The organism is Paenibacillus sp. Marseille-Q9583 (genome assembly GCF_976954365.1).
Genome location: NZ_CDRJTB010000062.1, coordinates 1 through 14,652, shown reverse-complemented (window position 1 = coordinate 14,652; position 14,652 = coordinate 1). Strand labels below are relative to the sequence as shown.

10 protein-coding genes are annotated in these 14,652 nt (G+C 40.0%); all 10 read left to right on the top strand.

Going from position 1 to position 14,652, the window contains the following annotated elements; all coding sequences use genetic code 11:
- Positions 1-78 precede the first annotated feature (78 nt).
- Positions 79-645 carry an RNA polymerase sigma factor SigW gene (sigW, locus tag ACWNM1_RS23295; protein WP_042192081.1) on the top strand — a complete coding sequence of 189 codons (567 nt, stop codon included), beginning with the start codon at positions 79-81 and terminating at the stop codon, positions 643-645.
- Between the two features lie 121 nt (positions 646-766).
- A complete protein-coding gene (locus ACWNM1_RS23290) occupies positions 767-1,381 on the top strand; it encodes a zf-HC2 domain-containing protein (RefSeq protein ID WP_234537484.1) in 615 nt (204 codons plus the stop codon).
- Between the two features lie 218 nt (positions 1,382-1,599).
- Positions 1,600-2,430, top strand: a complete 831-nt coding sequence (cdaA, locus tag ACWNM1_RS23285) for a diadenylate cyclase CdaA (RefSeq protein ID WP_042192076.1) — start codon at positions 1,600-1,602, stop codon at positions 2,428-2,430.
- A complete protein-coding gene (locus ACWNM1_RS23280; protein WP_449602811.1) occupies positions 2,423-3,880 on the top strand; it encodes a CdaR family protein in 1,458 nt (485 codons plus the stop codon). The genes cdaA and ACWNM1_RS23280 overlap by 8 nt, the downstream gene beginning before the upstream one ends.
- A 111-nt stretch (positions 3,881-3,991) precedes the next feature.
- Positions 3,992-5,332: a phosphoglucosamine mutase gene (glmM, locus tag ACWNM1_RS23275; protein ID WP_449602810.1), complete on the top strand. Its 1,341-nt coding sequence runs from the start codon at positions 3,992-3,994 to the stop codon at positions 5,330-5,332.
- A 632-nt stretch (positions 5,333-5,964) separates the two neighbouring features.
- Positions 5,965-7,797 carry a glutamine--fructose-6-phosphate transaminase (isomerizing) gene (gene glmS / locus ACWNM1_RS23270; protein WP_060625810.1) on the top strand — a complete coding sequence of 611 codons (1,833 nt, stop codon included), beginning with the start codon at positions 5,965-5,967 and terminating at the stop codon, positions 7,795-7,797.
- A gap of 285 nt (positions 7,798-8,082) precedes the next feature.
- Positions 8,083-8,922: a TnsA endonuclease N-terminal domain-containing protein gene (locus tag ACWNM1_RS23265; protein ID WP_449602809.1), complete on the top strand. Its 840-nt coding sequence runs from the start codon at positions 8,083-8,085 to the stop codon at positions 8,920-8,922.
- Positions 8,923-8,939: 17 nt separating this feature from the next.
- Positions 8,940-11,123: a Mu transposase C-terminal domain-containing protein gene (locus ACWNM1_RS23260; RefSeq protein ID WP_449602808.1), complete on the top strand. Its 2,184-nt coding sequence runs from the start codon at positions 8,940-8,942 to the stop codon at positions 11,121-11,123.
- Positions 11,116-12,849 carry an AAA family ATPase gene (locus ACWNM1_RS23255; RefSeq protein ID WP_449602807.1) on the top strand — a complete coding sequence of 578 codons (1,734 nt, stop codon included), beginning with the start codon at positions 11,116-11,118 and terminating at the stop codon, positions 12,847-12,849. The genes ACWNM1_RS23260 and ACWNM1_RS23255 overlap by 8 nt, the downstream gene beginning before the upstream one ends.
- Before the next feature lie 16 nt (positions 12,850-12,865).
- Positions 12,866-14,652, top strand: a 1,787-nt coding sequence (locus tag ACWNM1_RS23250; RefSeq protein ID WP_449602806.1) for a TnsD family Tn7-like transposition protein, incomplete at its 3' end; no start/stop codon positions are given.

Below are 14,652 nucleotides of genomic sequence, written 5' to 3'. Positions count from 1 at the left end.
TGAATTACGATTTAATTGCTTGTACCGTGGATATTTGAAAATAAATACCAAGGGCGGCAAGTCTGGGGGAGTTAACAGGTGGAGAATTTGGAAGGCAGATTGACAAAGCTCGCCTTAAAAGGCGACCAAAGGGCATTTGCCGAGCTTGTGGAACTATATAAAGACAAAATATATCATTTGGCGTACCGGATGCTGAACAATCGCCATGAGGCGGAGGATATAGTTCAGGAGACCTTTTTGCGTGTGTATAGAAACTTGGATCGGTATGATGATAAACAGAAGTTCTCTACCTGGATTTATCGGATTGGAACGAACCTCTGTATTGATAGATTACGCAAACGGAAACCAACCTATTCGCTCGATGCAGATATGAACGATCAGGAGGGCCTTGACGGCTATTCGTTGATTCCAAGTGATAATGTAACACCTGAGACCGAATTACTGCTCTCTGAGACACAGGGGCTAATCTATGAGGCCATTGACAGTCTGCCTGTGAAATACAGGTCTGTGATGATTCTTAGATACCTGCAGGATTTGTCGCTTCAGGAAATAAGTGATGTGCTCGACATGCCTGTAACCACGATTAAGACGCGTGTACACCGAGGTCGTGAATTTTTACGTAAAAAATTAGGCCCGAAAATGTAAAAATAGATTTTTTTTATGAAACATCTTTGGGAGAGCGACGTATGTAAGTTAAGCAAGTCTTATGTGTCCTGACCCTTTGTCTTAGGATAATTAAATAGCACTCATGAAAGGATTGGCTCCTATGGAATGCAAACTGGCCGTCTCTATGATGCACGACTACTTGGATGACGACTTGCCCGATCAGCAGCAGAGGGAGTTGAAGGAGCATCTTCTATCCTGTCCAGATTGCCGTGCAAAGTTTAAAGAATTAGAACAGACAGATATGTTGATGTTCTCCCTAATGCATCAGAATCCTGTTGCCTCAGATGATCTTGTGAGCCGGATAATGAGTTCATTGCCAAAGACCAAGAAAGAAAATGCTTTTGTTACCTGGATCAAGAGACACCCTGCACTTACAGCGGCATCTCTGTTTCTTGTCGTAATGCTGATGAGTTCCGTAACTTTTTGGAGTCCAGATAGACAACTTGTAGTTAGAGGTACAGATTTGGATCAAGTGGTTATCAAAGGGGATACTGTAATCGTACCTTCCGGCAAAATTATTACCGGTGACCTTACCATAGAGAATGGTAAAGCACAGGTATATGGGGAAGTGAACGGCAACGTAACAGTCATTGACGGTTCTTTGTATCAGGCTTCAACAGCTCATATTTCTGGGCAAGTCAAAAGCATAGACCAAGCGGTAAGTTGGCTCTGGTATAAAGTGACGAACATGTTCTCTGAAGTTGCCTACCGTTAAAGAAAGCGACAGTGGTTACCTTGAGCTGGAATATTATTTTGCGCCTCTTTTTCCGGAAAGATGGCGCTTTTTTGTTGCCTAAATTTAGAAAAATTAGAAAATGGGTGAGTGGCTAAACTTGCAACTGGAGCCCGAACGTTATAACCTAGATATTGATACAGATCTAACAGACATTTTACATAAACCCAGCTAATATGAAATGACGGGGGTTTTAGGCAATGAGTTATTTTACAGACTTAACATGGAAAGATTCCATTAAAGATATTATTGATATACTGATCGTCAGCTACATTATTTATAAAGTGCTTAATATGGTCCGTGGAACTCGAGCGATTCAGCTGCTGAAGGGGATTCTGGTCCTGGTTTTGATTTGGGCTGTGAGTACCATGCTAGACCTCTATACGCTTAAATGGCTAATGAATCAAATGTTTACATTCGGGGTGCTGGCGGTCTTTATCATCTTTCAGCCGGAACTACGAAGGGGACTGGAGCAGCTTGGCCGAGGTAAATTTTTCGGACGGGCTGGGGAAAGTGATGAAGAACTCAGTAAATTAATTGGCGAAGTGATTAAAGCCGTAAATTATTTATCACATAGAAAAATAGGGGCATTAATCGTATTCGAGCGAGAGACAGGTCTTAATGAATATACGGAATCGGGTATCGCCATGCGTTCTTTAGTCAGCTCTGAGTTGCTGATTAACATCTTTATACCTAACACCCCTCTGCATGACGGAGCCCTTATTATGCAGGGGAATCAGATCGCCGCAGCTGCATGTTATTTACCTTTGTCCGAGAACCCTTTTATTAGCAAGGAACTGGGGACGAGACATCGCGCGGCTATCGGGATTAGTGAGGTTGCGGACTCGGTGTCTGTCATTGTCTCGGAGGAGACAGGACAGATTTCTCTGGCCATCAATGGTCAAATTGTAAGGGACATTAAGGAAGAATCAATGATTTCGAAGCTCCATCAAGAGCTGAGTGTAAGTTCATCGCTGAAGGAGAAAGGTTCAACTTTCTGGAAACGGAAGGGGGACAAAAATCATGGATAAGTGGATGAACAATAACAATTTCAATAAGATTCTAGCCCTTGCATTTGGGATCATACTGTTTACTATGGTTCGTATCGACACTGCGCCTGTTGGACAGACCACGGTCGATACTAAATCGAAGATTATTGAGAATGTAAAGATCGAAGAGATCGGTCTAGATAAAGATAAATTTGTACTGGAATACAAGGATGTAGATAGTGTAAGTATGGAGGTTAAGGGGAAGAACTCTGATATTTCTTTTCAGTTCTCGGACGACTATAAAGTGACTCTTGATCTAAGTAAAGTTGAGCCTGGAGATAATACGTTGCCACTCTCTTATTCATTACCTAGAGGTGTAACTCTTGTCAGAATGACTCCTAAAGAGGTCAACGTACATGTAGAGCTGCGAAATACAAAGTCTTTTCCCATAACATTGGTTACCAAGGGAGAACCAGCAGCGGGGTATCAATTAGGTACCCCAGTCTTGCAGCCTACGGATACTGTTGAGGTTACGCTGCCAGATAATGAGTTAAGCAAGGTGGTGAAGGTACAAGGCACTATTGATCTAAATGGTGAGAACGAAACCTTTAAAGAGAAGAAATTGAAGCTGCATGCTTATGATAATGAAGGAAAAGAAGTGAAGGACGCTGTCATTGAGCCCGCTACCGTCTCGGTGGAATTGCCAATTACCTTGCCTTTTAAGAGCTTGCCATTAGATATCGGCTTTACTGGACAACTTCCAGGTACTCTTGTCTTATCGAATGTGACACCTGAGCTGGAATCAGTCGTGGTATATGGTCAAGCCAATGCATTAGCTGCATTATCTACCTATGAAGCAAGTGTCGATCTTAGCGCTATAGATTCTGCAGGTACGAAGCAGCTGAAGGTAGAATTGAAACCTCCGGCAGGAACTGAGAAAGTAATGCCTGAAACCGTGAACGTTTCATTAACGATCTCAGAAATTGCTGAACGGACGGTTGAAGCGGTACCCATCAAGTTACAGGGTGTCGGTGATGAGTTTGAAGGAAGTATTGTTAATCCAACAAGCAAGGATATAGCCCTTACCTTAACAGGTGCACCTACTTTGCTAAATCAACTAAATAAAGACGATATAGGTGTTGTGGCTGATGTGACTGGCCTGACTGCCGGGACTCACGAGGTTTCTTTACGGGTATCCCTGCCTAAATTCATCGCACTGGCTAATTCAAGTGTGCCTCTTACGGTAACTGTACAGTTACTGTCACCTGCAACGCCGGTGCCTACGCCTCATCCAGACACGGGTAGTGTAACTACTCCTGAGCCAAGCTCTGAACCTGTTATAGGCGATGAGGAGGCCACTGAGAAGCCTACCCATAGCGGAGAAGTTGGAGCTACAGCGACGCCTGTCCCCACGGATAGTAGCCCGGAAAATAATGGCACAGCTAACACAAGTACGAATTCAGAAAATCCTGTAGGTACAGGGGGAACGTAACCTTTTATTGAAATACGTCTTTTAGGATATGTCCCAAAGGTACACCAAAATAGTATTCAAATCATAGGATAGAACATTAAGCTAATGTAGCGTATTCAAAGGAGAAAAATAATGGGGAAGTATTTTGGAACTGACGGTGTGCGGGGAGTAGCAAACCGTGAATTAACTGCAGAAATGGCTTATAGCATTGGTCGCTGTGGAGGATATGTACTAGCGGGTAACGTGCATAAACCAAAGGTTGTCATTGGGATGGATACACGTATTTCTGGACCTTTGCTCGAATCGGCTCTTATTGCTGGTTTGCTGTCTATTGGGGCAGATGTAATCCGTATAGGTGTAGTGAGTACACCTGCTGTTGCTTATATTACGAGATTATTAAAGGCAGATGCAGGGGTCATGATTTCGGCATCACATAATCCGGTTGAAGATAATGGCATTAAGTTCTTTGGCGGAGATGGTTTCAAGCTTACGGATGAAACTGAGCTGCGTATTGAAGAACTAATGGATGCTGAAGTAGATGAATTGCCTCGTCCTATCGGCTCTGGTTTAGGTATGGTTACGGTTGATAATGACGCCAAGTACCTCTATCTGGAGTATTTGAAGACAACCATTTCTCAAGATTTCAAGGGAATTAAGGTTGTACTCGACTGTGCTCACGGCGCAGCGTATGAACTTGCACCACGATTGTTCAGAGAGCTGGGCGCTGATGTTATTTCTATTGGTGCTGAGCCTGATGGATTGAATATCAATGCTGGATTTGGTTCAACACATCCAGAGACTTTGCGTGAGGAAGTATTACGTCATGGAGCGGATTTGGGACTTGCTTTTGACGGAGATGCTGACCGATTGATTGCGATCGATAATAAAGGAGATGAAGTTGACGGAGACTTTATTCTTTGTATTTGTGGGGATGCAATGAACCGTGCTGGCAAGCTGAAAGATAGCACGATTGTATCAACGGTTATGAGTAATATCGGATTCTACAAAGCTACCGAGAAATTATCCCTGAACACTGCTAAAACAGCTGTAGGCGACCGGTATGTGATGGAAGAAATGCGCCGTGGTGGCTTTAATCTAGGTGGAGAACAGTCTGGACATGTTATCTTCCTTGATTATAATACAACAGGTGATGGTATTCTGACGGCTATCCAGCTGGTAGATACGCTTAAAGCTTCCGGTAAGCAGCTTAGCGAGGTTAAGAGCATGATGACGAAATACCCACAGGTGCTGGTCAATGTTCGTGTACAGGATAAGACCAATTATCCTAACAACCAGGCTATCGAAGCAGCTATCGCTGAAGTAGAAGGCAAGCTAGGCGACAATGGCCGTGTACTTGTACGTCCGTCGGGTACGGAGTCTCTAATCCGTGTCATGGCAGAAGGCCCTGATAAGGCAGATCTAGATCTTTATGTGAATCAAATTGTAGAAGTTGTTCAACGCGAATTGGTATAATTCATTACTATATCTATATAGCCGGTGTAAAGAGCGATTCGGACTCGTTACACCGGTGTTTATTATTTTTAGATGGATCATCTGAACAGGGATTGTGAAATTTAGGTTGGTGCAGCATTGCCAAAGTAATGTAAGGTGCATATAATAGATTAAGTGTCATTCTAGAAGGAAAGTGGGGATTGTGAGGTTTGCAATAGCAAGCGCCAGAGCTTGGTCGAGCGCGGGGGAGAAGGGAAAGCTGCTACATGGTAATGTAGACAAGGGCTTGAACGGATCACGGCAGACGTAAGCTGACGAGGTGGAGGTGTTCGAAATGTTCGGCGGGGACCTCCCGGTGATGCACCAGAGCCGTAAATGGAGACGGAAAATGGAAGGGCGACCTTTCACACAACGTTTTCATGGGTGCATAAGAAATATAAAATTCATGTGTGCGCGCATCGTAAAGAAACACGGTAGTTCTGCCACGGCAGAGAAGAAGGCTGTGCATTTCATGAACATAAGATGTAAGTGACAGTTTATTTTGTTGATCCAAAAATACAACAGAATATTTGCTTTTTCTCAAAAACATGCCGCACGGCACGTTTCTTTCCTTATGCCGCCACATTACGATAACTCGGACGGGGGAAATAATAATGTGTGGTATTGTAGGATATATTGGTAATCAGAATTCGCAGGGGATCTTGGTTGAAGGATTGAAGAAGCTGGAGTATCGGGGATATGATTCCGCTGGTATAGCTGTATTCACCCATGAAGGACTGCAAGTAGTGAAAGCACAAGGCCGTTTGGCGAATCTGCAGTCGAAGCTGGAAGGCAGCCCACTGGCAGGTAGTGCAGGTATCGGACACACACGCTGGGCAACTCACGGTAAACCATCCGATGAGAACTCCCATCCACATACGGATAACAGCATGAAGTTTTCGGTCGTTCACAACGGTATTGTCGAAAACTATCTGGATCTGAAAGAAGAGCTGATTGCTGGCGGATGCCACTTTGTCTCCGAAACAGATACAGAAGTTATTTCACACCTGATTGCTCGCGAATATGATGGAGATATCGTGAAAGCTGTGCAAAAAGCGATTACCTTCATGCGCGGTGCTTTTGCATTAGGCGTTCTGACTGAATATGAACCAGACAAATTGGTGGCTGTGCGTCAAGCAAGCCCGCTCATTATCGGTCTTGGCGAAGGAGAAAACTTTATCGGGTCAGATATTCCTGCACTACTTGAATATACCCGTAACGTATATATTTTGAACGACGGCGAAATGGCAGTCTTGACAAGAGATGCTGTCGAACTGATGACGATTGAAGGAAACTTTATTTCTCGGGAAATGATTACTGTCGATTGGGATGCAGTTACCGCAGAAAAAGGCGGCTACGAGCATTTCATGTTGAAAGAAATCCATGAGCAGCCTAAGGCTTACCGCGACACTATGCGTGGTCGTATTAATGCTGAAGGCAATAAGGTTATTTTGCCAGAGTTGAACATCACAGAAGAACAAATCAAGAACATCCGTAACATCCAAGTTGTTGCTTGCGGAACAGCATACAACGCTGGTGTGGTAGGACGTACTATGATCGAATCTTTGGTTCGTATTCCAGTAGAGAATGACATTGCTTCGGAATATCGTTACCGTTCACCAATCGTGACCCCGGAAACTCTGGTTATCGTTGTCAGCCAATCTGGTGAGACTGCAGATACATTGGCGGCTCTTCGTGAAGCGCAAGCTAACGGTGCACATGTTCTGGCAATCACAAACGTGGTGGGCAGCTCTATTGCCCGCGAAGCGAATGATGTGTTGGTAACCTTGGCAGGTCCAGAAATTGCAGTAGCCTCGACCAAAGCCTACACTTCACAATTGGTCGCTTTCGGACTGTTTGCTCTTTATTTGGCTGAGGTTCGTGGTACACAAACCGAAGCTCAAGTGGCTAAGATTCTAGCAGCTATGCAAGCTCTACCAGAACAAGTGGAAGAGATCCTAGCTCAAAAAGAAGCGATTAAAGGTTATGCAGAACAAATTTCTGAGCACAAGAACCTGTTCTTCATCGGCCGTGGCGTAGATTACGCTGTTGCTCAAGAAGGTTCCTTGAAGCTGAAAGAAATCTCTTATATTCACTCCGAAGCTTATGCCGCTGGTGAGTTGAAACATGGTACGCTGGCTCTGATCGAGGAAGGCGTTCCGGTTATTGCCCTGGCAACTCAGGAAGCTGTTCTTGAGAAGACTGTCAGCAACATCAAGGAAGTGAAGGCTCGCGGCGCAGACGTGCTTGCAATCACTCATCAAGAGCATTTGACTGACCTGCTTAGATCAGTGGACCAAGTATTTGTGATTCCTAAGACTTTACCAATGCTGACAGCAGCATTATCTGTAGTGCCTCTGCAATTATTGTCTTATTATGCTTCTCTTGCTCTGGGTCATGATGTGGATAAACCACGTAATTTGGCGAAGAGTGTTACTGTGGAGTAGGATTGTTGGGGATAGCCAATGTGTGTTCAGTGACATTAAAGTTTGTGTCTGCGACAATATAGTTTGTGTATTTACAATAAGTTTGTGTTTAGACAATATAGTTTGTGTCTGAGTAGTTTATTAAAAGTTGATCATGGCTAGAATTAATCTTATGACATCTAGAATAGCAAACAACTTATATCTAATGGCTCTGTCCTTTGTTACTAAAGGACGGGGCCATTAGTCGTTTTATGGACGCCTCACTATATGGACATATATGGACAACTTTTTGAATGGAGGAATAGTATGACTAAACGTGCTGATAGAAAAGTAAAGTTACAAAACAATTATCTCAAAAAAGGGAGGGGGCAAGGTGTTGGGGAGAACTATCTTCCGTTTATTCAAGCACATGATAATAAAATTGCCTCAGAGGGGTGGTTAACACGACATAAAGGGTGGAAAACAAAACGAACACATCATACCTTGTCGGAACATGAAAGGAGATATTTGTATTATTGTGAATGGTTAGATGGAGTATCTGATATTCGTGAGCAATGGCCGCTTCTCCCCTTAGAAAAAACAATGGAGATCGCTGAACAACTTGGTATTATACATCCGCATTTAGATGGTAAATCTGTGATAATGACAACGGACTTTATGTTGACACTGCGAACAATATATGGATTTAGAAATGTTGTACGAACCATAAAACCTAAAGAGAATTTAACCGTTCGTACTTTAGAGCTCTTTGAAATTGAAAGGATTTACTTTGCAGAGTTAGGTATTGACTGGTGTATTGTTACGGAAGAAAAAATTCCATATTTCCTTGTGAAAAATGTTGAATGGATGGCACATGCGAAATATTTGGATACACAACAAGTAGTTAATGAAGAGCTTATTGAATTAATAGCAGATGATATATACGAGATTTTTATCAATGATGCTGCTAAAACATCGATCATGAACCTCTGCATTCGAACAGATAAAGCAATTGGACTGACGAAAGGCAGTTGTATGTTTATCCTGCAGCACATGTTAGCGAATAAAAAATGGGAGACTGAAATGAACAAAAAAATTATTAGAGAAAGTGAACCACTGAGAATTTTTAAGAGCGACATTCAGAATAAAATAATTCACCTAGCTTAAAAAGGAGATGGTTATTTGTGCAAATAGTAATTAATTCAATCATTGAGTATCTGAGTGAGGATCTAAAAGTTACTGAGATATTACGTGTATTGTGGATTGATAACAAACAGGAAAATGCTGTTGTCGTAAGCATCGATAACCCCCAGAAATTGTCGTACCCTTATTTCGTGAAGTGTGAAGATATTTTAAGTGATTTAAGCGAGAGGATGTGCAGGTTAACTGAGCTAGAAGTTGATATGAGAATTGTTTCACCTGATGAAGATTACCTAAATAAGTACAAGGAAAATAGAGATCGACGTTGGAACCTTATCAAGGATATTGTACAAAAAGAACCAGATATTTACTTATCTAAAAGTAGAGGGAGATTAATTGAGGAGGCACATTTAGCTTCTGGTAAACCTAAAAAGGTTATAAGGGATAATTTATTGAAATACTGGTTTTACGGTAAGTCAATAAATGGCTTACTTAATAATTATTTTGATTGTGGTATTCCGGGTAAAGAGCGAGTGTACAAGAAAAAAACTGGCCCAAAAACTACAACTAGACCCATGATAACAGAAGCAGATAAAGAAATATTTAAATCGGCTATAAATGTTTTTCACATTCGGTTAGGAATGAATATTACTAAAACGCATGAAAGAATGTGTGAGACGTATTATAAACGTGGTTATTATCGAAAATACGGAGTTAGAGTTCCGATTGTTAATCCAGACGAAAGCCCGAGTTTACGTCAATTTCGTTACTGGTACAACAATGAGTATCCGAAAGCCTCCCAATACAGAAATAAATATGGCAAAAGGCGCGCAACCATGGATACACGACCAATGGTTGAAGATGCATCCGAAAAGGCAATATGCGTTGGTGCAGTGTTTGAGGTAGATGCAACTAAATCAGACATTTTATTAGTGTCTTTTGATCGTAAGACAATACTCGGTAAGCCACTATTATATGTCGTAATGGATGTGTTTAGTAGATTAGTTGCTGGTTTTCATGTGAGTTTATCAGATGCTTCGTGGTTTGAATCTATGGTAGCAGTAGAAAATGCAGCAACTGACAAAGTGGAATTTTGTGCACGTTATGGTATCCAAATTAGTGAAGAAGACTGGCCATGTCACTATTTACCAAGAAATCTAGTTGGTGATCGCGGAGAGTTGAAAGCGCAACTATCAGAAAGGTTTGTCAATATAGGAGTGGATGTCTTAAACGCACCATCCTATCGTGGTGATCTAAAACCTTTTATAGAATCAAACTTCCATATAACTAATGAGACGATTAGACAATTATTATCTGGCTCCACAGAAGCTGGAGCACTTGAACGAGGAGACTATAATCCGGCTAAGGAATCAGCTTGGACTATCGAAGAGTTTAATCACTTTTTAATTGTATATTTTTTAACCTATAACAAAAGTGCTTTGAGTAAGGAGTTCACAGCTACAAAAGATATGTTCACTGATCAAGTTGAGCTTACCCCATTATGTGTTTGGAAGTGGAGTAAAGGGAAGAGATTACTTCATCAACGATCTAAAGATGAGTTGCGTTATAATCTATTGCCCCGTGCTTCAGCGAAAGTATCTCGTCGTGGTATTGAATATAGAGGGCTTAACTATACTTGCAGTAAAGGCATTGAAGAGGGATGGTTTGTGGGGAACGGACTTGGAGTAGGTGGGAAAACTGATATTGAAATCACATATGACCCAAGAAGTTGTAGTAGTATCTTTTTTAAGTATGGAAAAGAATTACTACAGTGTTTACTTACCGGAAAATCCAAGGAATTTGAGGGATTACATTTTGATGAGGTGGACAAAATCATGGAATATCGTGATAACCAAATCAAAGAACAGGAAAAGCAAGAAAAACAACACCGTGCTGAGTTACATGCCTTTACAGCAGAACTTGATAAATCAGCAACGGAGAAGACAAAAGAAGCTACAAAAGACGTAAGTTTCTATTCTAGAAATCAGAACAAACGTGAGACTAGAACAGCAGATAGCAAAGTTTGGGGGGCAATGGGAGCAATGACTAGCGTATCACTGGAACCGGTAAGTGCAGATAAAGATTCTACTACAAATGAGGATAATATCATACAATTCCCAACTTCCAATGACTTGAATGAGAATGCGCTTACCACTGAAGAAGATAGAAAATCACTATATTCAAGAAAGATTCAAGAAAAAAGAAAGAGAGATGCGGCGGATGAATAACGAAGGGGTTTCTGGGCTAAAAGGAACACATGTTATGGCAAAATATAATGAGCAAGTCCATCCAAGAAATCAAGGTAACCCTTTTATTGAAGCTTTACCAGAGCGTATCGAAGAAGATGAATTTATTGATGCGCTCTATTCAACCCCGCCGCTTGCTTCAAAGTATTCAAAATTATGCACTGAAGATCGATTAGAATTCGTACAACAAATCAAACCGGACTTCTGGTTGCCGCTTCCTAATCACTATGAGAAGTATCGCAATCTGTATTCGATGATAAAAATAGGCTATCAGTCAAGAAATCCAATGCACGCGATGTATAATCGTCAGTTTGCTATTGGATGGGATGAAATATATAAAGCTGGGGTAGACGAAACTGGTGCAAATTTAGCTGGAAACATTTCTACAGCACAAAGTCTCGTTGAGATTGCTATTAACGGGTATGGAAAAACTCAATTATACGAGCGAATATTAATGCAACTATTTCCCCAAGTAATTCATCATAGTGAATATCAAGAAAGAATGCTACCAAAGACTCAACTCGTTTGGATAAAAGTGGAATGTCCATTTAATAAATCAGTTAAGACATTTGTAAGAATGTTTTATTCCGAGGTAGATAAAATATTAGGGACTGATTACTATAAAAAATATGCTGAGAAACCTGGAGATGCCGGTAAACTAGCCGAGAGAATGGTAACCACAGTTGCTGAAACGCATCTCGGTGTATTGTTTATTGATGAAATTCAAAAAATACAAACAGCTTACTCTGGTGGTAAAGATAATATGATTGATTTTATTACTCAACTTGTAAATACAATTGGAGTTCCAGTGGTCTTAATCGGCTCATTTAAAGCGCTTTATTTATTCAAAAATTCTTTAGCGAATAGCCGAAAGTGCTTACCAAACGGTGATGCTGAGAATATATCCGGTTATTTACTTGAGGATAGTTGGGACTGGAATCATTTTATTGAAAACCTCTGGGATATTCAATACACAAGAACATATACGGAAATCACACCAGAACTAAAGGCAGCAATGTACTATTTTTCTTTAGGAATTCCCGATATAGCAGTCAAGCTTTTTATTCATGTGCAATCTCGTACCATTGTAAATGGTGGAGATGAACGTATTCGTGTAAGTGTTATTCGTGAGGTAGCAGAAAAAAGTCTTAAATTGGTCCAACAAATTTTTGATAGAATACGATCAGGAGATCCATCCGCATACGCAGACCTAGATGATATTAAACCCGATTGGGCTCCTCTCAACGGATATCTAAAAGAGGTATCTCATAGGATTACCGTTCACGGAAGCTTAGCAGAAGATCATGCACGAATGCTCCAAAAGAGAAAAAAAGAAGAAATATTGATTGAACTGACTAGATTTGCACTGCAATTAGTTCAATCTTCAACAGAAGCAGAATCGATAGCTAATAAAGTCTATGATGCCAGTTCTGGGTTAGCTGATTTAACATTAATGTATAGTCAAATAGCACAACTTGTTATGGAGAATAAAGATATCTTAGAAAATACAAACAGAAAAGATAAGATATCAAACGGGGAAATTCCCAAATCCCAAAAAAGGAAGCCATTAAAACCAGCGATGGCAAAAGATGATATACGTTATGTTGTTCAGATGGGGTATAAACGGGGGCTAACGACAGAAGAGGCGCTTGAAGAAAAAAGATATATAAGAGCAGTGGACGAACTGCTAGATTTGATATCACTATAAAATATTTGATGGAAGGATGATCGAATTGGATAGGATACTTTCGTTCGTGGAGCCTTTTCCTGACGAAGATTTCCGAAGTATAGTCTATAGGTATTATTTGCATTCCGGAGATTCTGAATTTATACATACCCAAAGTAAAATCTTCGGGGTACGTTCTTATAAACAAAAGATATTCCCAAGAGGGCTACAAACAATGTTGAACAATTTACCTATTGGACACAAATTTACGGTAGAAAAGTTTCTCAATGAGCACACATGGTTTGGATTATATAAAGTGTTTCTTACCCAAGAGAGAATTAGTCAAATGTATCAGAATATATTGCATGGGGTCAATAAAGGAAGTGCGAAAGGGCAGCTTCAAATATCTGGGGTACAGGCTATTTTATCATCCGAGATTAAATATTGTCCTACTTGTGTGATAAATGATGAAATTATGTATGGTGAAGTTTATATGCATAGAGAACATCAATTGTCTTTTTTACAAATATGCCCCACTCATCTTGTACCTCTGTATATCAGATGTACCAAGTGTATGAGTAAATACGGTGATAATCAGACAGGCCTTTTACTTAAAGGAACAAGATGTAAATGTGGTAATACCCTTCCATACGAACAAATAGAAATCAACTCTATGCATAAAATGCAAATAAAGTTATTCAATGATATTGCCTTCGTTAGAAATAATAATTTGAAACTGAATGTTGATACAGTTATTTTAAAATTTACTCAGGAACTTTTTGCTCATAATTTTATTACTCCGAAAGGAACAATGAAAAAAAACGAAATTCTAACATTCTATAAAACTAACACAAAATCCTTAGATTTTAAGGAGTTGGGATATGACAAAATGGATATGGATAGTAAATACTTTAAGAATAACTTATTTAATCCGAAACAGATGGTGAATTATATTCTGTTTTACTTTTTGCTAGCTCAATTATTATCAGGTTCTTTTAAACTACTAACAGCGTCTGAGAATAGGTATGCTATAAAAATTCCCTATGGAAATGGACCATGGGCTTGCCAAAATTGCAAATGCCCTTTATATGGTATTGAGAGAGTTAGTCATTGTGTTCGAGATGTGAATGATCGTTCTGGGATATATTCGATCAGGTATTATTGCGATAATTGCAATCATGTGAGTATTATTAAAGGAGATGATATAGATTGTATTAAGAACAAAATTAATAGACATGCTAATAATAGACAAATTGCAGAAATGTGTGCAGCCTATCAAGAAGTGGCAGTGGCACCTAAAGCGAATTTTGAATTCAAGCTAGAAAAGAAGAGAATGAAAATGATTGAATTATTAACTAATCGTACGTGTAGAACACGTAGTGAACTAAAAAAACAATCTGCATATCTTTATGAATGGCTGATGAAATATGACAAGGAATGGTTGGAATCAAGAATACCTTCGAAAAATACCCCTCATAAAAGAAAATTGAATTTTAGTGCAATTGATCGGGACTTACAGTGTAAGATACGTGAAGCAGCAAAGAGTATCTCTTCAGATTATCATTTACCCATCCGTAGAAAAACAATTCTTAAAAAATTAGCACCCTTAGATAGAAATAGGTTCAGACATTATAATCGTGATCAGTTACCTTTAGCTGCATTAGAGATTGATAAGTATGTTGAAACAAAAAAACAATTTTTAATTCGTAGTATACCAAGGTATCATCTTAAAATTTCAGCTAATAACAGTAATGGAATGACAGTAGGTCAATTTAAAAAAAAAGCCTCTGTAAGTTTCTATTTAAATAGTGATGAAGAAGTTGATGAACATATTCGGAAATTTCT